Annotated in this window: 21 protein-coding genes; 2 read left to right on the top strand and 19 right to left on the bottom strand. The window is 44.5% G+C overall.

Going from position 1 to position 26,190, the window contains the following annotated elements:
- Together IGI71_RS05210 and IGI71_RS05205 are read right to left on the bottom strand one after the other, a co-directional pair.
- The gene (locus IGI71_RS05210; protein ID WP_016608233.1) at positions 1 to 1,236 is read right to left on the bottom strand and encodes a carbohydrate ABC transporter permease; all 1,236 of its coding nucleotides are present in this window, start codon (positions 1,234 to 1,236) and stop codon (positions 1 to 3) included.
- A 138-nt stretch (positions 1,237 to 1,374) separates the two neighbouring features.
- Entirely contained in the window at positions 1,375 to 2,646 is a 1,272-nt protein-coding gene (locus IGI71_RS05205) for an extracellular solute-binding protein (RefSeq protein WP_201688730.1), read from the bottom strand.
- Positions 2,647 to 2,900: 254 nt separating this feature from the next.
- Here IGI71_RS05205 and IGI71_RS05200 point away from each other — a divergent pair, with 254 nt between their 5' ends.
- Positions 2,901 to 3,899: a LacI family DNA-binding transcriptional regulator gene (locus IGI71_RS05200; RefSeq protein ID WP_430616200.1), complete on the top strand. Its 999-nt coding sequence runs from the start codon at positions 2,901 to 2,903 to the stop codon at positions 3,897 to 3,899.
- An 82-nt stretch (positions 3,900 to 3,981) separates the two neighbouring features.
- Here IGI71_RS05200 and IGI71_RS05195 read toward each other — a convergent pair whose 3' ends face one another.
- The 17 genes from IGI71_RS05195 to IGI71_RS05115 form a co-directional block, all read right to left on the bottom strand.
- Positions 3,982 to 4,503 carry a GNAT family N-acetyltransferase gene (locus IGI71_RS05195; protein WP_086294879.1) on the bottom strand — a complete coding sequence of 174 codons (522 nt, stop codon included), beginning with the start codon at positions 4,501 to 4,503 and terminating at the stop codon, positions 3,982 to 3,984.
- A gap of 17 nt (positions 4,504 to 4,520) precedes the next feature.
- Positions 4,521 to 5,282, bottom strand: a complete 762-nt coding sequence (locus IGI71_RS05190) for a YibE/F family protein (protein ID WP_167822994.1) — start codon at positions 5,280 to 5,282, stop codon at positions 4,521 to 4,523.
- Positions 5,279 to 6,310, bottom strand: a complete 1,032-nt coding sequence (locus IGI71_RS05185; protein WP_201688726.1) for a YibE/F family protein — start codon at positions 6,308 to 6,310, stop codon at positions 5,279 to 5,281. The genes IGI71_RS05190 and IGI71_RS05185 overlap by 4 nt, the downstream gene beginning before the upstream one ends.
- A gap of 168 nt (positions 6,311 to 6,478) precedes the next feature.
- Entirely contained in the window at positions 6,479 to 7,438 is a 960-nt protein-coding gene (locus IGI71_RS05180) for a D-2-hydroxyacid dehydrogenase (RefSeq protein WP_167822993.1), read from the bottom strand.
- On the bottom strand, positions 7,435 to 8,766 hold the full coding sequence (locus IGI71_RS05175) for an APC family permease (RefSeq protein WP_201688725.1): 1,332 nt from the start codon (positions 8,764 to 8,766) through the stop codon (positions 7,435 to 7,437). Before IGI71_RS05175 ends, IGI71_RS05180 begins: the two co-directional genes overlap by 4 nt.
- Positions 8,767 to 8,889: 123 nt before the next feature.
- A complete protein-coding gene (locus IGI71_RS05170) occupies positions 8,890 to 10,110 on the bottom strand; it encodes an MFS transporter (protein ID WP_010747782.1) in 1,221 nt (406 codons plus the stop codon).
- 188 nt (positions 10,111 to 10,298) lie between these two features.
- Complete coding sequence (locus IGI71_RS05165; RefSeq protein ID WP_005225521.1) at positions 10,299 to 10,898, bottom strand: YczE/YyaS/YitT family protein; 600 nt, start codon at positions 10,896 to 10,898, stop codon at positions 10,299 to 10,301.
- Positions 10,899 to 11,005: 107 nt separating this feature from the next.
- Positions 11,006 to 12,490, bottom strand: a complete 1,485-nt coding sequence (locus IGI71_RS05160; RefSeq protein ID WP_005225520.1) for a response regulator transcription factor — start codon at positions 12,488 to 12,490, stop codon at positions 11,006 to 11,008.
- A complete protein-coding gene (locus IGI71_RS05155; RefSeq protein ID WP_201691682.1) occupies positions 12,483 to 14,231 on the bottom strand; it encodes a sensor histidine kinase in 1,749 nt (582 codons plus the stop codon). The genes IGI71_RS05160 and IGI71_RS05155 overlap by 8 nt, the downstream gene beginning before the upstream one ends.
- Entirely contained in the window at positions 14,224 to 14,844 is a 621-nt protein-coding gene (locus IGI71_RS05150; protein WP_034868397.1) for a DUF624 domain-containing protein, read from the bottom strand. The genes IGI71_RS05155 and IGI71_RS05150 overlap by 8 nt, the downstream gene beginning before the upstream one ends.
- Positions 14,845 to 15,121: 277 nt before the next feature.
- Complete coding sequence (locus IGI71_RS05145) at positions 15,122 to 16,591, bottom strand: ABC transporter substrate-binding protein (RefSeq protein ID WP_413131463.1); 1,470 nt, start codon at positions 16,589 to 16,591, stop codon at positions 15,122 to 15,124.
- Between the two features lie 27 nt (positions 16,592 to 16,618).
- Positions 16,619 to 17,539, bottom strand: coding sequence for a carbohydrate ABC transporter permease (locus IGI71_RS05140; RefSeq protein WP_005225516.1), 921 nt, complete (start codon positions 17,537 to 17,539; stop codon positions 16,619 to 16,621).
- Positions 17,540 to 17,552: 13 nt separating this feature from the next.
- Entirely contained in the window at positions 17,553 to 18,434 is an 882-nt protein-coding gene (locus tag IGI71_RS05135) for an ABC transporter permease (RefSeq protein WP_086294872.1), read from the bottom strand.
- 240 nt (positions 18,435 to 18,674) lie between these two features.
- A complete protein-coding gene (locus tag IGI71_RS05130) occupies positions 18,675 to 20,066 on the bottom strand; it encodes a glycoside hydrolase family 1 protein (RefSeq protein ID WP_128431792.1) in 1,392 nt (463 codons plus the stop codon).
- Positions 20,059 to 20,934 (bottom strand): ROK family protein, encoded by an 876-nt coding sequence (locus tag IGI71_RS05125; RefSeq protein ID WP_270266416.1) that lies wholly within the window; start codon positions 20,932 to 20,934, stop codon positions 20,059 to 20,061. Before IGI71_RS05125 ends, IGI71_RS05130 begins: the two co-directional genes overlap by 8 nt.
- Positions 20,935 to 20,937: 3 nt before the next feature.
- Positions 20,938 to 23,616 carry an alpha-mannosidase gene (locus IGI71_RS05120; protein ID WP_430616198.1) on the bottom strand — a complete coding sequence of 893 codons (2,679 nt, stop codon included), beginning with the start codon at positions 23,614 to 23,616 and terminating at the stop codon, positions 20,938 to 20,940.
- Positions 23,617 to 23,689: 73 nt separating this feature from the next.
- Positions 23,690 to 24,979, bottom strand: coding sequence for a glycoside hydrolase family 125 protein (locus IGI71_RS05115; protein ID WP_430616197.1), 1,290 nt, complete (start codon positions 24,977 to 24,979; stop codon positions 23,690 to 23,692).
- Between the two features lie 155 nt (positions 24,980 to 25,134).
- Between IGI71_RS05115 and IGI71_RS05110 the strand changes: the two genes are divergently transcribed.
- Positions 25,135 to 26,187 carry a GntR family transcriptional regulator gene (locus IGI71_RS05110; protein ID WP_096741437.1) on the top strand — a complete coding sequence of 351 codons (1,053 nt, stop codon included), beginning with the start codon at positions 25,135 to 25,137 and terminating at the stop codon, positions 26,185 to 26,187.
- The last annotated feature ends 3 nt before the right edge of the window (positions 26,188 to 26,190 follow it).

Below are 26,190 nucleotides of genomic sequence, written 5' to 3'. Positions count from 1 at the left end.
TTATCCAACCTCCTTGAATGAATTTGTTCGGCGGAATTGCCATAAAGCAATCGCGATCACGACGATCGATAAGAGAATCGTCAACGCTGCTGCCAGTGCATATTGACTATTTTGCATCGTTAGCTTATAGATCCACGAAACCAAAATATCGGTACCACCAGCGGTCGAACCAGGAACTGCTGGTCCACCAGAATTAAACAGATAAATAATATTGAAATTGTTGAAGTTAAACGTATATTGCGTAATCAAAATCGGTGCCATTGCATAAAGCAGTAATGGCAATGTGATTCGGCGAAATTTTTGTAAAGCTGAAGCACCATCGATGGTCGCCGCCTCATACAAATCATCAGGAATGGATTGCAGCGTCCCTGTAGTCACGATAAAAATATACGGAAAGCCTAGCCAGCCTTGAATCAGTAGCAAAGCTAAGCGGGTCCAATTCGCACTCGTTAGCCAAGGAATCGGTGAAATCTGGAAGAAATTCAAAATCGAATGATTGATCGCACCAAAGGAATCATTGAACATTCCTGAAAACACCAAGATCGTAACAAATCCCGGAACTGCCCATGGGAGGATCAAAATCGTTCGAAAGAACTTTTTGAGTCGTAATTCTTTTTGATGCACCAGCACCGCTAAAAATATTCCGATAGAAACTTGTAACGTTGAGGCGATCAAGGTCCAGATAACTGTCCAGCCCAGAACATTGAAGAAGGTACTACGCCAAATATCGACAGTAAAAATCTTCTTAAAGGTCTCTAATCCCACCCAATCTGCTAAATTGGCAGGTGCAGAATGATACAGATCATAGTTCGTAAAAGCTAACGCGATACTAAAGAGAATCGGAAAAATAACAGAAAACACGAGTAAGAAAAATGCTGGGCTACTCATTAAATAAGGATAGCCTTCTCTTAATAGTGCCTGGTAGCTTTCACGGATAGAGTTGACTGGTAGCTCATTATCTCTTAATTCACCGTTTTTATAGGCATCACGGATGTTTAAATAATAGAACAACAGACCAAAACCGATGACGATCAAGGCAACTAATCCTTCTGCTAATAAAAAGATGGAATTGTCTCTCGGCACTTCCACGCCTAATGTCACGATGCCCCAAAGTCCCATATTAAATAAATCTTTAAAGACGACAAGATACATAGCAAAAAAGAAGAAAAATAAAGCGCCTTTGATTTTTTGCCGATTATAAAATTGACCGAATCCTGGTATGATCGAGAATAGCATTGCTCGTTTTGCATACGACTGCGTGTTTTTCACATTTTCGCCCCCTGTAAGAAAAAGCCGCTGACAAACGTTTCGTTCGGCCTTACTTGATTCCTAGTGATGAATGACCTCCGAAACGTTTGTCCTTGAGACGACTTTCTAGTTTTGAATTGCCGCAATGGCTGATTTGATCTGTTCGACTGCTTGTGGTAAAGCTGTTTTCGGTTCAGCCTTTCCAGTAGCAATGGTTTGCAATGCGGCATCCATTGGTTCCCATACTGAATTCATTTCAGTGATCCCAGGCGTTAGTTCTGCGTGTTGGGACTGAGCGGCAATGGCTGCAGCACTTTCACTTTCTTGAACTGCTGGATCATCTGCCAATGAAGCAACCGCTGGTACTTCCTGTGTTTTTTCATAACGACCTTTTGAATTTTCTTCATTGCTGATAAATTTGACGAATGCTTCAGCTAATTCAGGGTTTTGGGAATAGCTACTTACGTTGTAGCTTTTGACACCGATAAAGGAGCCCATATGTTCACCATTGCCTAATAATGGCAATTCTTTCACACCATAGTCGATGCCCGCTTCTTTATATGGAGACAAGTTCCATGGTCCCGAGATGACAGCGGCAGCTTTTCCTTCCGTAAATAAAGAGTCCAACACATTGATTCCTTGTTCACCGACCAATCCCGATGGAAAAACACCTGCATCATAAAATTGTTGGATATAGTCTGCTCCTTCGATCGCGCCTTCATTAGCTAATCCAATATCTTCAGGGTCATAGGATCCATCGGCATTCTCGCCAAAAACATAACCGCCATAACCGCTCAATACACCTTGTGCGTAATAAATTTGATCCCATAATGCCAGTAACCCATAACTGTCAGCATCTAAGACAGACTTGGAATACTCCAGCCACTCATCCGTTGTCTGTGGCAAGTCTTCTTCGGAAATTAGTTCTTTGTTATAATACAAAATTTGTGTTTCAACCGCTTTTGGTAAGCCGTAGACTTTGCCGTCAACGATTTGCGATTGCATTGCTGATTCTGTATACAGCTCTTGTAGCGTTTGATCGACTGTTAATTCTTTCAACAAACCTTCGGTAACGGCTGTACCGATTTGATCGCCAGGAATCGTGATGACATCCGCACCTGTACCAGCGGGTCCATCCAATCGTAAATCTTCGATCTGTCCACCATAGGCTTTTTCGACCACTTTGATCGTCACATCGTGTTCTTCTTCAAATTGTTTGACTGCCTCTTCAATCCCAGCTGATTTTGCTTGGTCTTCCCAGACCAATAGATCATAGTCCTTATCGCTGCCACTATTTGCTGCAGTACTATCTGTCCCTTCACTTTGTGGACCGCAAGCACCTAATCCTAAAGCTGCTACACTTAAAAAAAGAACTCGAGACATTTTTTTCATCATCATTTCTCCACCTTTTCTTTATTTTGCAAACGCTATCTTCTTGTTTATAATAAATTATTTTACTTAATATGTAAATAGTTTTACTAAATTAATTTCTTCAATGAAGTAAATAAACGGATAAAATCAAGGTTTATCTCACAAATATTTTTTCAAAATACCACCACGCTCTAAATTTTCACTATTCAGTAAATATATTTAGTAAATTCATTTACTTGGTAAAGTTGTTAGCGTATACTAGAAGAAAGAGGTGAAGAAGATTGGTTACAATAAAAAAAATTGCCGAGCAATCAGGCTTTTCACAAGCGACTGTTTCCCGATTATTGAAAGGCGACGAATCATTGTCGATCGCAGCCGATACGCGTCAAAAAATTATTCATACCGCTTTATCACTAGGTTATGATCGCTCAAAAATAAAAACAACACTAGAAAAAATCGCCGTCCTTTTCTGGCTGACAGAACAAGAAGAGCTGCAAGATGTCTATTTTCGACAATTGCGTATCTCTTTAGAAAAATATGCGAAAATCAACAATTTGGAAATTCAACTGATCACCCATGAAGATGATGTTTTAGAAACACTGCAAGAAGTCGCCGGATTTATTGGGATTGGCTCTTTCACTGAGAATGAAACGCAACAGTTCAAATCCGTTTGCCCCTATGGCGTCCTTTTGGAAATCAACCCCTGTCCAGAGCTGTTCGATACGGTCAAACCTGATACTGATCGAATGACGCAACTGGCGATCGATCTATTTTTAACAAAAGGATACCGAAAGATCGGCTTTATTGGTGGTACTTATCTAAATCCTGATACCCAATGTGCAGAAATGGATAGTCGCGAGGTCATCTTCCGTCAAACGCTGGCTCGTCGAGATGCGCTCGATGAGGCGTTCTTATTTAGTGGTGGCAATTTTTCCGTTGAAACCGGCTATCGTTTGGCGAAAAAAATGGTGGAATCCCTTGGTGACAATTTGCCAGAGGCGCTCTTTGTGGCTTCTGACACCATCGCAGTTGGTGTGCTCCAAGCGTTAAATGAACGATCCATCATCATTCCTGATCGCTTGGAATTAATCAGTATCAACGACAATGAGATCGCAAAATTTGTGGCTCCCCCTCTAACAACGTTTAAAATTGATGTGGAGGAAATCGCCAAAACCGCGATCGATTTATTGGTGGATCAGATCGTTCATCCTCGAGCGATCACCAAAACAGTCCTTTTAGGGGCTGAACTCATCGAACGAAAAAGCTTTACGCAAGCATAAAAAACGCCCCTAGAAAGTTAGAAAAAGCTAACTTTCTAAGGGCGTTTCATTGTCTAAATCGAAAAAAGCATTCTTACGTTTTTCACATCTCTTTCGCCACAGCATACACAAGATGCGGCATGTCCACTTGCCGATAGTGTTTGACAAAGCGATCCACCAGCTTCATTCCATTGCGCAATGCCACATTTATGGAGGCTTGATTGGTCTCACGAATGATCGAATAAACAATGGCGGCATTCAGCGTTGCAAACGCATAGCCTTTACAAGCCTGGGCGGCTTCTGTGGCAAACCCATGATGCCAGAAGTTCTTTTGAAACAAGTACCCAATTTCTAAAACGGCTTCTCCCTTGACGTCTTGCCATGTCAACCCGCATTGACCGATCGCTTGCCCGGATGCTTTCTCAATCACTAGCCACAAGCCAATGTGATCGTTTTGATAGCGTTGCAGCTGTTTGTCGATCCAACCAGTGACTTCTTGCTCACTGAAGGGTCCTTCATAGGCAATCATAACTTCTGGATCTTGCAAAATCTTTTCAATCGCTGGTCGATCGTCATGACTCATTTCTCGCAGGACTAATCGCTTAGTTTCAATTAGTGGTTCCATGGTGGTTGCGCCCCTTCCTATTCCATTCGGTTTCTTTTCAAAAAATACCAACTTGCTGCCCATGCGGTGATGGGTAAAATAATCACCGCTGCCAGACCCGTGACCAAACAAACGACCAATTCTGAGACGAACGCCTTCGAATTGACCATTTCACCAAAGGAGATCGACAAATCTTGAAACCACGCAATCAACGCCAGATTACTTCCCATAAAGGCAAACAATAAGGTATTGATCGTTGAAGACAATACGTCTGATACCACGGTCATACTACTTTTACTTAATGCCTTGATCGAGACTTGCGGGTTTGCTTGAAAAAGTTCATAGGTCGCAGTGCTGATTGCCATACTCCCATCTGCCACCGCCCCCGAAAAACTCATCAAAATGATCGCAGTCATCAATGTCTTAAAATCGATGGCTACATCAAAGGAATACATCGCCAACTCATCCAGTTCCTCTGCCGAAAACCCATGCAGATTCATTGCAGAGAGCACAAGCGGAAATAGTAGTAGAAAAAGCCCTAGGAAGACCAACACACAGACAAAGGCAATTTTGGTTTTCTGATTGACGCCGTTCACGAAAAACAAGGTGATCGCCGCCACGGCTAAAAAGGCAACACAAGCCGCTGGTATGATCGGTGCCCCTCGGTCAATCAGGACCAGAAGCGCTAGAAAGACAGCCACATTCATAAACAGACCAGTGACTTGAAACAGCCCTTCGATCCGAAAAACAGCGAAAGTCAGCAAGAGAAAAAGCAAGCTCAACACAAACAAAACATTCATCTTGCTTTCCTCCTTTGTAGTTCAAAGCAAAGGAGCGTCAACGGTACCGATAAAACCAGCGCAAAGCCGCCGCATAATGTACGCACTATTTCTAAAGAAAGATGCATCGGCAATGCTTGCGACAGCAGCCAGCCATTTGCTAGGTAAAACAATAGCGCTGGCATACTCCCACTTAAATAAGCAAACAACAAGACATTGATCATCGAAGAAGTCGTATCTTGCGCGATGGATCGACCGATCGCTAATCGTTCCTTGCGGCTAGTCTGGGGATTGATGCGCTGGATCTCATCTAGACTGGCAATCAGCATGACAATATTGTCCATGCTGGCACCAATCGCGCCAATCAGCAGACTCCCTAGATAGACACTGCGATACGGACGGGTCAGAAACGACATTTCTTCATAGCGCAACCCATGATCTTGCAAAAGATCCATGGCGAACCGACAGAGAAAAAACGCCAAGAGGACGCTGGCTAACGAGGCAATGATTTTACGGCTGTCGATCGTACGAAAGCCACAGGAAATCCCCATCGTCAAAACCAACGAGACGATCGTAAAAACGATCATCAAAAAGACCAATGAAAAGGAGCTGTTGCCTTTGTGAAACCACAGAAAAAGGAGCAGCAAGCCAGTATTCACAAAGATACTAAGTAAAGCCCGCAAGCCCTTTTTGCCACCAATTGCGACTACTGCCATCAAAAATAAGGCAAGGAAGAAAAAGAGATACCCATCCCGTTTTTGTGCTTGTACCTGCCAGCCATCCCCTTCTTTTTGCAAAAGCAGCTGTTGTCCGGTCTGATACAACGGATGAATCGCACCGTTGGGGGTGTATTGCGTAGTGACTGTCCGTAGTACCCCAGCTTCTTCTCCGTTACGAACGATCCCTTGGATCTGCTGCTGGTCGGCGGTGACTTGAACCGTTTGTACTTCTATGATCGGCTGTGCATAAAAGCGGCTACTTTGGGTTTGGATCAGCCAGCTTAAGACCAGCAAGCTAACAAAGGCCGCTAGATAATAATACTTTTTCAAGACCGTCTCCTTTCATTTTCAGCAAAAAAAGACTTAGACAAACCACCAGTCCTACGACCAATCACCTTGTGAGGCTGGATGACTGGTCGAAATGGTTACTGTGTCGGCGAGACTAACTGCTTTGCTAGTCGCCTGTTTTGTCAAAGTCCTTTTCCTTGCTCGTTTTGCTTACACGACATTTTGCGGTGTACCTGCTTTAAAGCCGCTTAAGTTCGCCACAGCAATCCCCATCAAACGACGCCGCGTTTCGACGGGTGCCCAAGCGATATGCGGTGTCAAATAGCAATTTGGCGCCTGTAATAAGGGATTGTCAGCTTCGATCGGTTCTTTTGAAACGACATCTGCCGCCAAGGCTGCGATCTGCCCAGTTTGCAGCGCTTCAGCAACTGCCGCTTCATCGATCAAGCCGCCACGGGCGGTATTGATCAGGATCGCAGAAGATTTCATTTGTGCCAATGCTGTGCGATCGATCATTTTTTCTGTCTCAGGAAACTGCGGAACATGAAGGCTGATGATATCTGCTTCTTGATACAATTCCGCCAGCGAAACTTGTTTTGCCCAATCTGCTTGTGCTGGTTTTGGTCGATGATTAAAGTAGATCACCTTCAACTGAAACGCATGAGCGATCGTGGCAACTGCTTGAGCAATCGCACCATATCCAATCAGCCCAATCGTTTTGCCTGCCAATTCCATCAATGGTGTCTGCCAATAAGAAAAATCTTTGCTGGTTTGCCAGTCGCCCTGATGCACGGAACGATTATGGTGTCCCACTTGATTCGTCACTTCCAGCAGCAAAGCAAAGGTCGCTTGTGCCACTGCATTGGTACTGTAGCTAGGAATATTGGTCACGGTGATTCCCTGTTCCTTCGCTGCTGCCAAATCAACGACATTGTATCCAGTTGCCAAGACCCCAATGTAGGTCAATTGCGGACATGCTTTGAGCACATCTGCGGTGATCGGCGTTTTATTTGTCAAAATTGCTTCGGCATCGCCGATTCGCTCAATAATTTCTTGTTTATCTGTATACGAGGTACGATCATACACCGTCACCTCTCCTAATTCTTCAAACCCTTGCCAAGACAAATCTCCTGGATTCAACGCATAGCCATCAAGTACAACGATCTTCATTCTTTCGCTCCTCTCGCTTTTCCTTTTGCTTTTCCATAAAAAACGGGAATTCCTAGTAACGTCACGCCAATTCCCACGACTGCTAACCACGTGTCAGTGATCAAGGTCATAATCAAGATAAAACAGCCACCTAAGATCGCAATCAAGGGAATGATTGGATAGAAGGGAACTTTATACGGACGCTTCATCTGCGGTTCTGTTTTTCGCAAACGAAAAACTCCTACAAATAATAATACACTAAAGAACCACATAACAAAAACCAGCATATCGGTCAAGAGATCAAAGGTGCCTAAAAGCATCATGATACACGCGATCCCTAATTGTAAAAAAGCCGCCGCATAGGGTGTATTGGTGGTTTTACTTAAAGTGGCAAAGGTCTTGCTGAAAGGAATCTCATCTTCCAACGCCATGGCATATGGGACCCGCAAGCCAGTCATTGTATAGCCGTTCAATGCGCCATACACAGAGATCAGGATACCGATCGTGACCAGTTTTCCGCCAAAGCTACCAAACAAGGCCATCGCAGTTTCTGAAGCACTGTTCAAATTACCAGCGATTTGATCGATCGGCAATGTTTTTAAAAAGGCAACATTGATCAACACATACACCAAGGTAACAAAACTCAACCCAAAGATGATGGCTTTTGGTAAATCTTTTTCGGGTCGCTTCATTTCCCCAGCGACATTACCGACTCCCATCCAGCCGTCATAAGCAAAAAGGGTTGCTAAGAGGGCACTACTGATGCCAGCTGCAAGCGATCCTTGAGTATTGGAAGAAAAATCCACCAATGAGACCGATACTTGCCCTGGTGTCAACAGGCCCGCCACGATGATCACCGCAATCGGAATCAGCTTGACTGCTAACGTGACGGACTGGACTTGAGCAGCGGCTTTTGTTCCCAAAAGATTGATCAAGGTCACACTCGTTCCGGTCAAAATCGATAAAGGAAGCAAATAATTGCTGGGTAGATGAAATAAGTTCAAACACTGGGTCGCAAAAATAATACTTAAAGCCGCCACGTTTGCTGGAAAGTAAATGATACTTTGTGCCCAGCCTAATAAAAAGGAGGGTAATTTCCCATAAATTCTTTCAATATATCGAATGGGTCCGCCAGTCTCAGGAATCGCCGTCGCTAACTCCGCCACCGTCAAACCGCCGCAAATCGTTAGAAAGCCGGCAAGCAGCCAGACCAACAAGGTCAAACCGGTGGATTGGGTCTGCTGGACCACAGCCGCTGCTTTGAAAAACACGCCGGCGCCGATCACCGTTCCCATTACTGTCGATAATGCCCCAAAAAAACTGATTTCTTTTTTCAATTGACTTTTCACAACATCACTTCCTTTTTAAATGAATAAGTCAAAGTATAGCGGATAGAAACTATCTTGACTAGAGGAATTTCAGAAAACAAAAAGCAAATACCATGAAAAGACGGCATTTGCTCCAAAATTTTTTTATTCTTTTGTGGATTCTTGAAAAACCAGCAACGGAAGCTGTCGTTTTTTGTGCATTTGTTGAACCAAATAAATTCCTGCCAGCAAGATGATCGGGAAAACGATCGCCCCTAGAATCCCAACCTGTAACTGTTGTCCCGTCCATTCGACGATACTGCCGACGACAGCGGGTCCGATTGAACACCCTAAATCTCCTGCTAATGCCAAATAAGCAAATAGCGCCGTTCCGCCGTTGCGAATGTATTGCGCAGAAAGACTAAAGACCCCTGGCCACATAATCCCTACGGCAAAACCGCTTAAGCCGCAGCCAAGGAACCCGATCAATGGCAATGAAGCAAAGCCGATCATCATATACGCCAGTAGGCAAAGCAAAACACTCAAAAACATAAAGCGTTTCAAATCGATGCGTTCCCCAAACTTGCCGTAAAGCAAACGGGAGATCCCCATCATCAAGGCAAAAACCATTGGCCCTGCTAAATCGCCTAGCGTCTTACTAACGCCTAAGCCCTGTTCGGCAAAGGTCGATGCCCATTGGCTGACTGCTTGTTCGCTGGCTCCAGCACAGACCATCATCACCAGAAACAGCCAAAAGCTTTTCAAGGAAAAGAGCTGCCGAGTGGTCAACCCTCGTTCTCCTTCGGCAACGATTGGCGCCAACGGGACTTTGGTAAAGAAAAACAAATTGACCAACGGGATCAGTGCCCAGATGATCGCCAAAATCGGCCACTGTTGAATACCGAACACCATGAAGAACGCCGTTGAGAACAAAACGACCCCCACGTACCCCCAGCAATAAAACGAGTGCAGCATGCTCATCGTTTTTTCCTTATGTTCCGTTGGACAGGCTTCAACGATGGGACTGACTAAGACTTCCAGCAAGCCACCGCCAATGGCATACAACAAAACCGCTGCTAACAATCCGCTAAACGGGGTCGGAAACCATAAGGGAAAAACGGCTAGACCAATCAAGCCGATCGCTGCAAAAAAATGCGCGGCTACGATCGACACTCGATAGCCGATGCGGTCTACAAAAAAGATTGCTGCAAAATCGACGGCTAACTGGGTCAAAAAGTTAAAACTAACCAGCAAAGTAATCTGGCTTATCGGTAGCTGGTATTGGCTTTGAAAGGTCAAAAATAATAAGGGGGCAAAATTATTGATGACGGCTTGAACGATGTACCCTACAAAGCAAGCCGCAATCGTCGAACGATAACTTTTCATTTTCACTTCTCCTTTACTCGTCTTATCAGTATACCAAGTCCAATAAGACAGTAACCATGGAGAAAACACTTTTTTTACCCAGAGAATCTTAAGGAAATCAGGATTTTTCTTCCTTCAGATAATTCCCTTAAATAGAAGCAACAAAAAAGCTGTCCTCACAGACAGCTTTTTCCGACTTATTCTCAAGGCTAGGCGTTTTTCTTCCGAGCAGCGATGGTTTTCATGGTGGCTTCAAAGATTGGGCCAATAAAGACGATACACAAGAGAGTACCTAACCCAACACTGGCGCCTAACGCAAAACCGATCAAGACCATGGCTGCATCCAAGCCGATACGGATCGTTTTTTGCGTCAATTTGCTTCGTTTGTAGATTAAGGCAGTCAAGGCTTCTAACGCCGCTGATCCTTTGTTGGAAGAAACGTAGATACCAGCGCCGATCCCAAATAAGATCGGTGCTGCGAAAATAGCGATCCAAGGATAAAAAGGCAAATGAATCGATACTTTGTCCATCACTGGTTCAAAGATCCCAATCAACAGGCCTAAGCCAATCCCATTGATAAAACTGCCAATGCCTAATTCGGCACGATCAAAGACTGCAACGATCAACAAAACAATAATATTAAAACACAAACTGGCAATCCAAAAAGGGACATCGACGAAATTCAAAATTCCTAGTAAAAACGTACTGATCGTATCATAACCTTGATGGGCGGTGATCAATAAGGAAATGGCCAACGCAATCAGCCCGGTACCTATCAAAACTTGTGCAAATTTTTTGGTTTCTTTCACAACATCACGCTCTCTTCTTTATTTTTCCTCTCTTAGTTTACCGTGAAAGCGTCACAATTACTATCATTTAATCACAAAAACCAGATTTTTTTTGAAGAAATCTAAATTCAATCAAGGGATTCATAATGCTGTTCATAGGTATCGCGAAACTCTTTTGGGGTCAGACCATTCAATTTCTTAAACATTTTGGAAAAATAGTTGGTATTGTTGTAACCAATACGATCGCCGATCTCACTGATCGTGGCTTTCGAATGAAGCAGCAGCTGCTGGGCTTGCTTGATCCGCACCAGATTGACGTACTGATTAAAACTCATTTCCGTTTCTTTCTTAAAGAGCTGCCCCAAATAAACGACACTGACATGCAGTTCTTCAGCCGCTGATTTGACCGTCAAATCATGGGTATAGCCTTCTTCGATCAACTGGATCGTCTTTTGAACGATCTCTGAATAGCGTTTTTGCGGCGGCTGCGATTTCGCCAACTCCAGCACATCATCAAAGAGCTGCCGCAAATCTGCCAGTGTATTAGACTCACGAATCCGTGCCAAAATTTGTTCATGGTTTTCGTGGGAAAGTACTGGCAGCTGCCGATAAATATCATTGAACAACAAGAACGAAACATAGCGAACATGCTCAGGGTCTGCTTGGGTTTGTTCCAAAATAGCGAACATTTTATCCAGCTCATGTTGGATCGTTTTGACATCCCCAATGGTCAGTGCTTTGTTAAAAGACAGAAACGGGAGTTCTTCGTTTCGCTCTAAAATATCCACGTGGATCGTCTGTTCTTGTAAGAACAGATCTGGGTAGAAGGCTTGCAGTGACTGAACCTGCTTGATTTTTTCATAGGCTTTATACAAATTCTCCCACTCGTTGATGGTCTCGCTCATAATCAACTGCCAGTCAGTACTATTGAGCTGCTGTGCCAGTGCTTTTAGATCAGCGTTGATTTGCTGCCTTGGTCCAGCAGCAGTAATGATCACTTGGTTTTCATCTAATCGCCCTGGTAAGATCAATGGCTGATCGTGTTGCTGAAAAAACGTCGTGATTTTTTGTAAGATCTCAGCAGTCCCATTGAACTGCAAAACGGTAAAGGGTGCTGCTAGTGGCACCCGCTGTTGCGCCAGCAAATGGAGGTACTCGCTTTCGTTCAATTCATCATTCAACCAAAGCAGCAGGCTTGACTCTTGATACAGTTCTTTTTCTGCCAACAGTTTTTGCTGCTCCTCTAACTCAGCTGCAATTGCTTGTACACTGCTGCGTAGTTCTTCTTTGTTAACAGGTTTGACGAGATAGTTACGCACACCTAACGCCATGCCTTGTTTGACAAAGGCAAACTCCTGATAGCCTGATAGAATGATCGAGAAAAATCGATTCCCAAACGCTTGTGCTTGGCGGATCATATCGATGCCATTCATTTCTGGCATCCGAATATCCGTGATCAGCAAATCAACGGAATGCTCTTGCAAGTACTCGAGGGCTTCACTAGCACTTTTCGCTGTATGCACCACTTCAAAGCCCAGTTCTTGCCAAGGCAAGATCATTTGCAGCCCTTGCAAGATCATGTATTCATCATCAACGAACATTGCTTTATACATCTGTCTCATGCCCCCTTTGCAAACGTTTCTCATCTAAGCGGATCTTGACCGTAAACCCAGCACCTGCCTGAGACGTAACGTCCATTTGATAGGCGCTGTTGAACATGCCCCGCAACCGTTCGTGAACATTTTTGATCCCGATCGAGGTTTGGGCTCCGATCTCCTGATTTTGCAGTTCTTCTTGGATCATCGCCAACTGCTGTGCATCTGCGCCTTTGCCGTTGTCTTTGACCTCAATCACGATCTGATCGACTTCTTTATAAGCCTTGATACTGATGGCATTATCATTGCGCTGATAATCGATGCCGTGAACAAAATAGTTTTCGACAAGCGGCTGCAGCGTGAACTTCGGCAATTCCAACTGTTCTAATGCCGAATCGATGGTTACATGATAGGCGATCTTATCTGGGTAGCGCATCTGAAACAAGTAGACATATTTTTCACAAAAATCGATTTCTTCTTTTAAGGTCTTCGTCTTTTCTTGTGTCGTATTGTTCCGTAGCAGTGCCGAAAAGGCATAGACGACATCCGCCAGCTCTTCTTGGTTGCGACTCAAGGCATACATTCGAATGTATTCTAACGTGTTATACAGAAAATGCGGATTGATCTGTGCTTGCAGCGCCCGCATATCGGCGTCTCGCTGCTTGATCTCTAACGTGTAGATGTCTTTGATATACTCGTTGATACTGTAAGTCATTTGATTGATGGCTTCTGCGATTTCTTTCAGCTCTTGTTGGACATTGGCGGTATCGATCCGCTTATCAAAATTTCCTTGACTGACTTCTTTCGTCGCATAGACGATCTGCTGTACTTGCGAGGTATAGCGCTTGAAGGTCCGATGGAGCACCCATAGGACCAATAAGAGAATCCCAATCCCAAAGCTAAAGATCCAAATGGCGCTAGAAAAAATATCCCGCCAGATCACACCTTTTGACAACAAGATCAGTGACAACTCTCCGCTGACGGTCGTTTGTTTTTTGATATAAAAGTCTTTCGACAGAGTGTCGTTAATAGTTCCATGAGCCACCGCCTGATCAATTTTCGCTAAGGTCTGCTTGCTAAGGTTCACGGCATCCTTGTATAGTCGCTGACCATTGGAGGTATACAAAAAACTGTTAATACCATGCGCTTGGTTGTCTTCTTGTCGATTGGCTAAGACATCGTCTGAGTGAAAAATCACGTAGACTTGCCCTAACGGTTGCGCATAATTACTTGGTTGGGCGATCGAACGAACAAAAAACAGACGATTTTTCAAATCGATCTGCTTGCCGCTGCGTTTTTCTCCATAAGGGGTATCTGGGGTTGCCACTAGTGTCTCATTGCTTTCATCTAGTTGAATAATGATCTCTTCGATACTAGGATGATTACGGATCAAGCGATAGAGGATGTTTGGCAAATACACACTTTGTCCCGTCTGGCGAAAAATATCATTACTATAGGAAAAATAGTCTGGCAATGAAAGCTGTAAATAATTGCGCAGCGATTCAAAAGCAGTATCCGAACTGGTAAATTCGCCTAATACCGTTGAAACGACCGCGTTTTGATCCTGCACGTATGCATCCAGCTGCATACTGGTAGCTTCCACGAGGCGTTCGCTGCTATTGAAGCGGTCTGCCCCAGTATATGCCGTCAGAACCAGCATGATAATAATCGAGATGATCACCAAAAGGACGCTATACAACTGCATCAACTGATTGATCAAAAAGTCATGTTTAAACAAACGAAAGCGCTGCTTAGTCATGTGCCAAGTCCCGATCAATGACGGTTTTTTCCTGACTGATCGCCACGTGGCACCACAAAATCAATAGACTGAAGGTTCCAAAGAGCAAGAGCCCTTTCATCATCCAAGTAAAAGCGAAAATACTGGCAATCCCCACGAACAATTTTAGAAAGGTCGCCATATGAAGAAACAGACACACGAAGGACAATTTTAGGTTATTCCACAAGGAAATCTCATAGGATGTGTCAAAAACCACACTTAGTAAGTACAGTAAGATACTCAATCCGCTGACGACAACTAAAACAAAAGAGATCATCAGCCAAATCAAGCCTTGGATCTGGGTAGCTAAATACAAGTTATACACTAAGAAACCTGTCAGTAGGAAGAAAAGATAAAACTGTTTATTGGCTTTGACAAAGACGCTGCGCCAAATGCGCCATGCGCTGCGAAAGCTTTGATGCTCATAATTTAAACCGTCTTCATGGATCAAGGTACTAATGGTATGAAACGCTGGACCGATCCCTAAGATTCCGCCACCTGCCAATGTCAATACGACGAAAAACAAATTCAACTTCACGATCGCCCAAATCAAGCGAAAGCCCTTGACCAACCCACTATTTGCTGTTTCTTCCATTTAAAATTCCTCCCTTATTTGTTCCCTATCGAAAATGTAGCATGATTTTAGCTTCCTACTCAAGCTACCTGAGAATCTTTTAATGCTATGTACGTTTTAGAGGCACTATGCTTGCTGCTTGAAGGTTAAAAAACAAAAGTAACGTTATTTTTTCATCAAAGATTTCGCTACTTACTTTAAAGAAAAGCAGCCAGAAGCTAGACGTGGGAACCATTGGTCCTGATGCGTTTAGCCTCCGGCTTACTTGATCTATTGATTGGTGAGCGGCGCCTGTTGCTTATTCTTGGCTTGCACGATACTCATCAAATTGTTTTTGCATTTCATCGCGGACCTTCTCCCAGCCAGCGGTTTTTAATTCTTCGTTTAGTTTCGGAACATTTTCTTCTGGATCGATCGTTCCCGTTGCTAAACTTGCTTTGTAACGGTTCATGACATTGGCGATATTCGTGATTTCAGTTTTCACATTATCAGTCTTGAAGTTGAACCCTAAGATTGGTGATGCTTCAGCGTTAGCAATATTTTCATCACGCTCTTTGATCATATCGTCTGTGATGGATTCTTGTGTATAAAGGATCATGTTGTTCCCAGTGTTCCAAGCAGCCATCCGGGTATTTGGCAAGTAGCCATCAAGGAGACGGATTTTGTTGTCTTCGCCCTCGATTTTTTCCCATGCTTCGCCTTCGACACCCCAAACCAATCCATTCAACAATTCAGGATCGCTGTTCAACAAGCCCAACACTTCCACTGCTTTTTCTTTGTTTTTCGAAACATTCGCTACGACAAAGTTTGCCATTTGCGCTTGGCCTGTTGATTTTAATTGTTTCGTGATTGGACGTGAAACCAATTCATGACCTGCGGCATTGCTTAAGATCGTATCGCCGTAATCCATTGGTCCTTGGGTTTCTTCACGCATGAACCATGTGTTGCCTTCTAATGGGTAACCAGTCGTATTAGTGGCTGCATCAGTTGGGATCAAGCCTTCGTTGTACCATTTGTGCATCAATTTCAAGTTTTCCATTTGTTCATAATCTTCGTATTGATTGATGATCTTCGTTGTATCGCCGTCCAATTTAACAGCAAATGGGTAATCTTTCCCGATCACATAATCATAGTTTCCAGAAACATTAAAGGTTTGTCCGATCGCAAACGGTGCGATGTTTGGTTCTTCTTCTTTAAACTTCTTCAACACGTCTTCGGCATCTGCATAAGATTCGATCCCGCTAATATCCAAATCATATTTATCTAAATACTCTTTATTGAAGGTCAAGACTTGTTGGGCATAAATATTGCCATTGACTGGAAAGGCATATAATTTTCCGTCGATCGTATTGCCTTTGATATAAGATTCGTCTAATTGATCATACGCTTCTTTGGCATATTTTGGTGCTAACTCCGTCAAATCTGCATACGCGCCTTTTTGCGCATTCGCAACATAGTTTGAGGCAAAGGAAATATCGTAGTTTTCACCCGATGAAATGATGGTACTCATTTTTTGATCCCAATCACCCCAGCCGATATACTGCAGATCGATGCGAGCGTTGGTTTTTTCTTCAATGCGTTTATTGGCGATCTCCATTAATTGATCAAAGTTTTCTGGCTTGTCCCCGACTTGATACATCAATAAAGTCGTTACGCCGTCTGCATTGTTTTCTGAATCGGATGTTGCGCCGTTCGACCCACAGGCAGCCATTCCCAAAGTTGCCGCTGCGGCCATCCCAGCAAAAGCTGTTTTTTTCCACAAATTCATTTTTGTTTCCTCCCTATACTTATTTGATTATTCTTTGACGCCACCAATTGTCAGACCACCGACAAAATACCGTTGGAAGAATGGATAGGTGATCGCAATCGGTAAGGTTGCAACAACAACGATTGCCATGCGAGCAGTTTCGCTTGGCAAAGCGGCCAAACCACCTTGGATCTGGGCAGCCATACCAGAGCTTTTGGCTAGATAGTCCAAGTTGCTTTGAATCCGCATCAAAAGTGCTTGTAACGGCACTAAAGAGTCTTTTTGAATATACAACAATGCATTGAACCAGTCATTCCAATAGCCAAGAGCGGCAAATAGACTGATCGTTGCGATCCCTGGAACGGCTAACGGCAACACGATGGACAGAAAAATCTTCATTTCGCTGGCACCGTCGATGCGCGCAGATTCTATAATACTATCTGGTACCGTCTTTTTAAAGAAGGTCCGCATAACAAGGATATTAAAAGGCCCTAAGGCAAGGGGTAAAATCAACGCCCAAATCGTGTCTTTCAATTGGATCAAGTTGACCATCACTAAGTAGTTGGCAACCATCCCTGGCGCAAACAACATGGTGATCAAAGCGAAGATCGTAAAGAAACGACGGAATGGAAAATTTGAGCGAGAGATGACATAGGCATATAGCGAAGTCATCGTTGCATTGACGAAGGTACCAAAAACAGTGATAAAAATAGATACGCCAAATGCTTGGAAAATTTTGCTGCTCATTTGTCCGCTAAACAGGTAGGTATACGCTGCGAACGAAAATTCTTGTGGCCAAAAGCGATAGCCGTTTTCTGCCAAAGAGGTTTCACTGGTCAATGAGATCGCGATCACAAAGAGAAACGGCAAGACACAGGAAATCGCGAACAGACCGATCACGATATTAAAAATCAGGTTGACCGTTGGGTTAAAGGAGCGGATCTCGACTTTCGTTACTTTTTTCTTCATTTATCCATCCTCCTTAGAATAATGCTGAATCTGGTTCTAGTTTACGAACAACCAAATTCGCTGTTAGTAATAGTAATGCCCCAACCACAGATTGATAAAGGCCGGCAGCTGCGGTCATCCCGAAGTCGCCTGTGGCAGTCAGTCCATTATAAATGTACGTATCTAAAACGGAGGTGACTTGGTACAACGCCCCAGAGTTTCGTGGGACTTGATAGAAAAGTCCGAAGTCGGCACGGAAGATCCCACCGATGTTCAAAATCAACAAAACAGAAATCATTGGAATCAGCTGTGGCAACGTCACATTTTTGATCTGCTGCCATTTGCTGGCGCCATCGACCATCGCGGCTTCGTAATACGTCTGATCGATCCCGACCACTGACGCATAATAGATGATGCTGTTGTAGCCTAAGCTCTTCCAGACATTCATAAAGACGAAAATAAACGGCCACCATTTCGGATCAGCATACCAGTTGATTCCTTCACCGCCCATACCCGTGATCCATTGGTTGATGATCCCTTTGTCTGGACTCAAAAAGGCATAGACAAAGTACGAAATAACCACCCAAGAAAGGAAGTACGGCAACAGGGACATCGTGTGATACACTTTTACCAAGCGCTTATTGCGCAGCTCACTCATAATAATGGCAAAGGCAATCGCAAAGAATAGGTTGAATGCTAAAAATACGATATTGTAGAGTAGGGTATTTCTAGTGATCAGCCAAGCATCATTGGATGCAAATAAAAATTTAAAGTTATCAAAGCCGACCCATGGGCTTTGTTTCAAACTGGCAAAAAAGCCGTCTGGTGAAATGTGGAAATCTTTGAACGCCACCACATTTGCGAATACAGGTATATAGAAAAAAAAGATAAACCAGACAACACCTGGCAAAGCCATCAATATCAATGCTTTGTATTGCCAGACATTCCTCCAAAACCCCTTTTTCTTCACATCTCATCATCTCCTTCATGCTACTAGAATAACGCTTTCATCCCTAAAAAATAAGGAACAAACTAAAGATAAAATGAAACAAATTAAAGGTCTTTGTTTATATTTTGTTTTTATTCTCTAAAAACCTGAAAAACGTCCTACCTTTTGCAAGATAGGACGCTTCATTGATTTGTTTTTTATGAATGATCAGTCGACAAAGCCGTTTTGCTGAATCACTTCGTGGAACCACTCACCAGACTTTTTGATGGTCCGTTTTTGGGTAGCCAAATCGACAGCAATAAACCCGTAACGATTTTTGAATTCATTCAGCCAAGACCAATTGTCCATGCAGGTCCACATGTGATACCCGCGGCACTGGCTGCCTTCTTGGATCGCTTGGTGAACATACCGCAAATGATCTTTGATAAAGGTGATGCGGTACTCATCTTGGATCTGACCGCTGGCATCGATAAAGCGTGTTTCATCTTCGACCCCCATGCCGTTTTCTGAAATATAACAGGGGATATTGCCGTAGTTGTCTCGTAGGTTGATCAAGGTATCATAGATGCCTCGTTCATAGATCTCCCAGCCTCGATGGGGATTGATTTTCTTTTCTGGCCAATCATACACATCGAAGTAATCTTCTGGCATTGGTGTGTCCGCTGTTTTGGCAGAACGCTTTTGCTGCACCCGCCGTGGCTGATAATAGTTGACCCCCAAGAGATCGACCGTGTTTTCTTTAATGATCTGCAAATCTTCTGCCCTGGTTTCTGGCATGATCGCCAACTCGTTTAAGACAGCGATCAATTCTACAGGAAAGGTGCCTTTGACCGCTGGATCTAAGAAGGATCGGTTAAAAAAGGCATCTGCCAGTTGCGCCGCTTGGACATCTTTTTCATCGTTCGGATCTTTCGGATAAGTCGGTGTCAAATTCAAGATGATGCCGATTTCGCCTGATTGCTGAGATTGACGGAAGCGTTGGATCGCTAAGGAGCTGGCGAGTGCTTCATGGTAGCCGACTTGCACCGCATGTGCCAAGTTGATTTCTGCTGGGTAATGCTGTTGATACAAATACCCCATCTCCACTGGCACGATCGGTTCATTTTGCGTGAACCAATGACGGACTTGATCACCGAACAACTCAAAACACAAAGCAGCATAATCTGCAAATGCTGTGACAGTCTCGCGATTGAGCCAGCCGCCTTCTTTTTGCAGTGCCATCGGCATATCAAAATGATACAAATTGATGAAGGGTTCGATACCATTTTCGATCAAAGTGGCGAAGTACTCGCGATAAAACGCCACCGCTTGTTGATTGACCGCTCCTCTTCCTTCTGGCAGCAAGCGACTCCACTGGATCGAGGTTCGAAAAGAATTAAAGCCGATCTCTTTCATCAACGCCACATCTTCTGGGTAACGCTGCAGCAGCTGGACGGTATCTTTTGGTCCCCGTTTTTGATAAAAACGTTCTGGCTCCGTTGCGTACCAATAGTCCCAAATCGAATCGCCTTTGCCATCATCGGCCGTTCGTCCTTCAGTTTGCGGACCGCTGGCAGCGGCTCCCCACCAAAAATCTTTAGGAAAATGCAGGTTAGTCATGGGCAGTCACCTGCTCTTTGCCTAACAAGAGACAGCCGATGATGCCGCTTTTGTTCGGCAAGCCCCAAGTGACGATGTAGTCTTCCACTGGTGGTGTCTCCATATAGCCTGCCATTTGTTTCAGGAAGGCTTGTTGGATTTGAGCGAGTAGATGCGGCTGATTCATGACCCCACCGCCTAAAATAATTTTCTCAGGTGCTAAGGTCAACGTGATATTGACCAGCGCTTGCCCTAGATAAAAGGCCTGCAACCCCCAAATCTCGTGCGCTTGCGGCAAGTCTTGTCCTTTGATCCCCGTACGTCCTTCTAAAGAAGGCCCTGCGGCTAATCCTTCCAGACAGTCGCCGTGATACGGGCAAGTACCCGCATACGTATCTTCACTGTGGCGTTTGACATAGGTATGACCGATTTCTGGATGACCGATCCCCTCGAAAATCTTTCCTTCACGAACGACTCCTGCGCCAATGCCGGTTCCTACTGTCAAATAGACACAGCTGTCTTTGCCTTGCGCCGCTCCTTGACGTAATTCCCCATAAGCGGCAGCATTGACATCTGTTGTCCAAGCAAATGCTGTCTCTGGGTAGCGCTTCTTCAATGCACCGAGAAAATCGAACTGCTGCCAGCCCTGTTTCGGCGTCGCTAGTATGTGGCCATAGGTTGCTTGGGTTGGATCGATCCCGATCGGACCAAAGGAACCGACCCCTAATGACACGAGATCGTAGGGATCGAAAAAGGCAAAGATCGCCGCTAACGTTTCCTCTGGTGTTGTCGTTGGGATCGACTCTTGGGCGATGATCGTCAACTGTTCATCGGCAACGGCACAAATCATTTTTGTGCCGCCGGCTTCAATTCCTCCATAAACCATCATTACTCACTCCTTTACTCCAATGGTACGAATTTCATATGGGTGTAATTGCTCATTGACGGTCGATACTTGTTCTTCCTCTAAAAGGTTCATCAGACAGAGCGTCGCCTGCTCTTTTTGCACGTGAAAGGCAGTGGCTTGATCCGCTAAATTATAGCCCCGCAAAACGATCTGCTGGTCTTGGCGATTGCGTTTTAAGGCGGTGATAGCTACCGTCGATCCATGAGCTTCCATGTATTGGTTGCTGCTGGCTAGCTTGCCTTGATGCTTGTCGGTCTGACTTGCCGTCCAAGGAACTTGGGCAGCTTGTGCTTGGCGATACGTTTCATAACGTTCTTCAGGAGCCCCATGACAGGCTACGCCGTATTCAAAGGTGTGGCTGCCTAAGCATTGCGCTTCTGGTGTTGGGAAATAGCCCCAATCGCCTAGCTCTCCCGTACAGCGCAACAAGGTCAAGCAGATCTGATCCTTCACGATTTCATATTCGTTCAAACCAAAATTAGAAACCGTCATGCCGCTAGTTTCATCATGCAAGTTGACAAAGGCGTGCTGATGCTGCGGATTTGTTGGGTTTTCCCAATGACTGGAAACCTGATTTGGCCGTTTTACAACTTCATAAATGCTGTCAGCTTCATGGAAATCCGTGGTGATCCCTGTTGGGAATAACACCCGCAGTCGGTGATCTTTGCTTTGGTTGTTGACGGTGGTTTTAAATGCCAGGCGGTTGCTGGTTCGTTCTAAGCGAATCTCCGTCTCGATCTTGAAAGCAACCAATTCTTGACTCCGCTGTGCCTTACGGAAACGGAAATCGACAACAGCTTTTTGTTCTTCTAACAAACGGTCATCTGCTGAAACGGGAATCTGCAATTCTTGCGTCAGTCGCACGATCCCCACCAGTGGATCGTTTTGTTCGATCGTCACGTGATGCGGAAATTGTGTCGATAAGATTGCTTGATCCCCTTCTGGTTGTTTGAAGATGTACTCATTGGCGATATCCCCCACATCCTCGAAAACCAATAAATTGCGATACGTTTTTTGGGTTACTTTGTCTGTAATCGCCAAGCTGCCGTTTTCAGTAATGACGGCTTCCAAATGTGCGTTGGCAAGTTTACGCCCTCCTTCTGAAACGATCGGTGCGCTCTCTACTGGCGTAGCGGCTTTTTCCACTAGGGCAAAGGTCTGCCATGAAAATTCTGGCAACTGGTTTGCTTCTACTTGAACCGTGACAAAGCGTTTCATGAAAGGAATCCGAAAGGCATCTTTAGGCAATTCATAGTCAAAAAGGACCTCTTCTTCACTGATGATCGCAGCAACAGGGTTCCCCTGTTCATCGATCACCGAATAAGAACCTTTTGGCTTCGCCAATAATTCGTGGTAAAGCTTGCTTGGCAATCCTTCACGGAATGTTTTACGCTCAAGTTCGATCACGACTTCCACTAAACCAGAACGGGTGCTGCCAGTGGTGTTGAAGACCACAAAGGGACGACTCTCCTCAGGAAACTGGCTCGTGTCGATGGCGGCTACTAAATTGCGTAACGCTTCATCTGCCACGAACTTACCAATTTCATTGGCTTTTTCAAACCGCGGCATCATTTCTCGGTGTACCTCGTCCACTGAACAGCCGCAGATACTGTCGTGAGGATGATTTTGCATCAGGGTTTTCCACGCATGATCCAACATATCGTGAGGATAGCTGCCGCTTGCTTCATAAGCCATAGTTGCTAATGGTTCAGCGACATTTTCTAATTGGCGGGAAACCTTTGTATTCCATTGTTTCAGATAGACTCGGGAAGAGGCGGTATTGGCTAGAGTATACCAACCATCGGTTTCTTGACTGGTCAATTCACCTGTGACAGTTCCTAGGTCATCTGGCAGATCTGCTTGCACCGCTTCAAGGTATTCGGTAAAGCTGGCGTGTTTGAATTCATACTCTGGGAAAAGCTCGTTGGCTATACGAATCGCTGCCGAAATGTCTTTTTGGACAGGTTGATGATCGACCCCATTCATCATTAAGTAATGATTGGTGGCACCAAATTTTTCTACATCTTGCAGTTTTTGTGTCCAAAAAGCTTTGGCTTCTGCTTTATCCACTGGAATCTCATTGCCATTGGAGTACCAGTTGGCAAAGAGTAGACCAAAGATTTGACTGCCATCTGGACCTTCCCAATGCATTTCAGAATATTGGGAAGTAAATTGATCATCGGGTAAAACTTCGTTGTCAAAGCCGATCGGTTTGACGCCACGTCCAAATGCAGCACTTTCAAGATTGGCTTGCAGCATCATTTGCGGGGTTTGCCCCATATTGCCGAAAGTATCTGGGAAATACCCCAACATAACGGGGGTGCCCCACTTTTTGCTTTCTGCCATTCCAATCAGCATATTACGGGTGTTTGATTCGGCACTGATCAAAAAGTCATCTTGCAAAATATAAAACGGACCGATCTGTAATTTCCCTTGTTTGATGGCCGCTTTGACCGCCTCGCGTTTTTCAGGCCGCACTTCTAAATAGTCATCCAAGATGATCGTCTGTCCATCTAGATGGAAGCTGTGGAACTCAGGGTCATTTTCAATTAATTCTAAAAGATCATCCATCAATTCCACTAGCCGCATGTGATGCTGTTCGTAAGGCATGTACCATTCCCGATCCCAGTGGCTGTGTGAGATGATATAAACTTGTTTCTTCATTGATTTTTACTCCTCGCTGTTTGCGTCGTTGGACTGCTTTTTGTGTCACTCGAATGGTGATGGGTCGTGCTGCTTATTTTTCCACTCGGATATCGAAATAATCCATAACCAATTCACAAAACATCATGTTCGCCCACGAGAACCATTCTCTCGTGTATTGCGAAGGATCATCGACATCGAACCCTTCATGCATCAAATTTGTACCCGCATCTGTCGCCACTAACTGATCCAAAATTCGTTTCTTTTCTTCTTTGTCAGTGGTGGTCATCCCTTCCATTGCCATGGCGATCGGCCACACATAATTTTCTGGCGTATGAGAGCTACCAATGCCTTTGGCGTATTTCCCTTCATAGAAATACGGATTTTCACTGCTCAACAACGTTTTACGGGTTTGAAGATAAAGGGGATCTTCCATGCTGCCATACCCCAAGTAAGGGGCGGCGATCAAATTCGGCACATTGCTGTCATCCATCAGGGTGCCATTGCCGAATCCATCCACTTCATAGGCGTAGACTTCTTCGCCAGCTTGGTTCGTGGTCAACCCATATGCTTTAATCCCTGCTTCGATATCTGCTTGCAATTTTTTCGCTTGTGCCACGATCGATGCATCTTCTAAAACCGTCGTAAAGATTTCTTGGATATAGCCTAAGACCACCACCGCAAACATATTGGAGGGAATCAAATAGCCGTATTTGCAGGCATCATCACTTGGTCGAAAGCCTGACCAAGTCAAGCCGACGGGTTTCACTGGTGCGCCTTTGCCGTCATGAGTCAAGGTATCTTCTTTTCGCCAGGTATCCCGTTCAAAGCGATATGGAGACTCCTCATGGTTTTGTTCTGTCACAAACACCTCCAAGGCTTTTTTGATGCCTGTTACAAAATCATCATTGAACTGATCGGTTCTGCCTGTGTTTTTATATAGCAGATAGGCCAGTTGGATCGGATAACACAAAGAGTCGATCTCATATTTGCGTTCCCAGATCCAATCGTTCATTTCTGTATCGTCTGTTTGGTGGCCAGCGCCATTGGCTGATTCGTTAAAGGCATTTGCGTAAGGATCGATCGTAATATAGTAGAATTGCTTTTTAACTAACCCGCTGATCATGCTTGCTAAGTCTTCATCTTCTTTGGCGATCACCAAATACGGACGAACTTGTGCAGTGGAATCTCGCAGCCACATGGCTGGAATGTCCCCCGTCAGTAAAAAGGTCGTGCCATCCTCATGACGCTTGACCGTCGTTAATAGTGTATTGGCAAAGGCTGCGTTAAAATTTTTCGCCCAATCGGCATGCGTTTCTCCGCATAGATCCGTAATCGTTTCCATAAATGTTGCTACTGAAGTTGGTATTTCTTTATAAACCATTCCATCACCTTCCCTGATTTGATATATCAATTTACGAACCTAGTATATCATGAATTAATTGAATGTCTAGCGCTTTTTCAAAATAATTAAAGGGTTTTCATTTTTATTGGTTTATGGTATGCTAACAAATATGATATATCAAAAGGGGTTTTCTTATGAAACAACCATTATATAAAAAAATTTACGCGGAGCTTCACGAAGCCATCGTTGAAGGGCGATTAGCGCCTGGCAGTCGTGTCCCTACTGAAAAAGAACTATCTGAACAATACCAAGTCAGTCGGATCACCTCTAAAAGAGCCTTGACGGAACTGGAACAAAATCAGCTGATCTATCGCGTGCAAGGCAGCGGCAGCTTTGTCCGAGAATTGAAGGAAAAAAAAGCGACTGGACGAATTTTGTTTGTCTTGCCCTTTGCCAATGATCTCTCTTTAGGAAACTTTACCGAAGGCATTTACCCCGTGATGCAAGAACACGGCTTTGAACTTTTGATGACACCAGTGGATTATTTGGAAAAAACGACGGCAGCTGAGCTGATGCAAGAATTCGACGGCCTGATCTATTACGCCAGCAATACGTTTTCTTACTATGACTTGCTGTTCGAATGTGCTGAAAAGCACTTTCCTATCGTGACCTTAGATAAAAAGCTGCATGAGTTTGATTTTCCAGCGGTGATGCCAGATAACTTTCAAGGCGGACAGCTAGCCACGGAGCATTTACTTGCGTTGGGGCATCAACGGATCGCTTATATTTTTGGTGATACCCATCATCCGCAATCCGTCCGTCAGCGTTATCTAGGTTACATCGATGCGCTGAAAAAAGCCCAAAGAACCTTTCGCACCAAGCTCGACGACACGGCTGCCAGCATCGCGAATGCGCTTGCCTACTTGGAAGAACATCAGGTCACGGCAGCCGTCTGTGAAAATGACTTGATCGCCATTGAATTGATGCGTGCTTTGCGCCAAGCAGATTTGCACGTCCCTGCCAACATTTCCCTAGTTGGTTTCGATAATATCCAAGCCGCAGCCCTCGTTGATCCAGCACTAACGACTATCGGGCAGAATTTTGCCGAGATGGGGCGCTTGGCAGGAAACCAAGTGATTGAGAAAATCAACGCTGCGAAGGCAGCAACCCCAGTACCAACGGAGACGACCACCCATCTAGTGGCGGTTTCTTTGATCAAAAGAGAATCAACCCAATTAAAGGAGTGAACC

The organism is Enterococcus sp. DIV1279b (assembly GCF_050531515.1).
GTDB classification, from domain to species: domain Bacteria; phylum Bacillota; class Bacilli; order Lactobacillales; family Enterococcaceae; genus Enterococcus_D; species Enterococcus_D casseliflavus.
The sequence above is the reverse complement of the archived record's forward strand: the minus strand, read 5'-3'. Positions and strand labels throughout refer to the sequence as shown.

Coding starts and splice junctions, on each gene's coding strand:
- IGI71_RS05135 (WP_086294872.1), bottom strand. CDS start 18,434: ATGGCTTTGCCAGGTGTTGTCTGGTTTATCTTTTTTTTCTATATACCT.
- IGI71_RS05140 (WP_005225516.1), bottom strand. CDS start 17,539: ATGAAGAAAAAAGTAACGAAAGTCGAGATCCGCTCCTTTAACCCAACG.
- IGI71_RS05170 (WP_010747782.1), bottom strand. CDS start 10,110: ATGAAAAGTTATCGTTCGACGATTGCGGCTTGCTTTGTAGGGTACATC.
- IGI71_RS05150 (WP_034868397.1), bottom strand. CDS start 14,844: ATGGAAGAAACAGCAAATAGTGGGTTGGTCAAGGGCTTTCGCTTGATT.
- IGI71_RS05130 (WP_128431792.1), bottom strand. CDS start 20,066: ATGACTAACCTGCATTTTCCTAAAGATTTTTGGTGGGGAGCCGCTGCC.
- IGI71_RS05160 (WP_005225520.1), bottom strand. CDS start 12,490: ATGTATAAAGCAATGTTCGTTGATGATGAATACATGATCTTGCAAGGG.
- IGI71_RS05190 (WP_167822994.1), bottom strand. CDS start 5,282: ATGAATGTTTTGTTTGTGTTGAGCTTGCTTTTTCTCTTGCTGACTTTC.
- IGI71_RS05110 (WP_096741437.1), top strand. CDS start 25,135: ATGAAACAACCATTATATAAAAAAATTTACGCGGAGCTTCACGAAGCC.
- IGI71_RS05210 (WP_016608233.1), bottom strand. CDS start 1,236: ATGCTATTCTCGATCATACCAGGATTCGGTCAATTTTATAATCGGCAA.
- IGI71_RS05195 (WP_086294879.1), bottom strand. CDS start 4,503: ATGGAACCACTAATTGAAACTAAGCGATTAGTCCTGCGAGAAATGAGT.
- IGI71_RS05115 (WP_430616197.1), bottom strand. CDS start 24,979: ATGGTTTATAAAGAAATACCAACTTCAGTAGCAACATTTATGGAAACG.
- IGI71_RS05120 (WP_430616198.1), bottom strand. CDS start 23,616: ATGAAGAAACAAGTTTATATCATCTCACACAGCCACTGGGATCGGGAA.
- IGI71_RS05205 (WP_201688730.1), bottom strand. CDS start 2,646: ATGATGATGAAAAAAATGTCTCGAGTTCTTTTTTTAAGTGTAGCAGCT.
- IGI71_RS05155 (WP_201691682.1), bottom strand. CDS start 14,231: ATGACTAAGCAGCGCTTTCGTTTGTTTAAACATGACTTTTTGATCAAT.
- IGI71_RS05180 (WP_167822993.1), bottom strand. CDS start 7,438: ATGAAGATCGTTGTACTTGATGGCTATGCGTTGAATCCAGGAGATTTG.
- IGI71_RS05125 (WP_270266416.1), bottom strand. CDS start 20,934: ATGATGGTTTATGGAGGAATTGAAGCCGGCGGCACAAAAATGATTTGT.
- IGI71_RS05145 (WP_413131463.1), bottom strand. CDS start 16,591: ATGAATTTGTGGAAAAAAACAGCTTTTGCTGGGATGGCCGCAGCGGCA.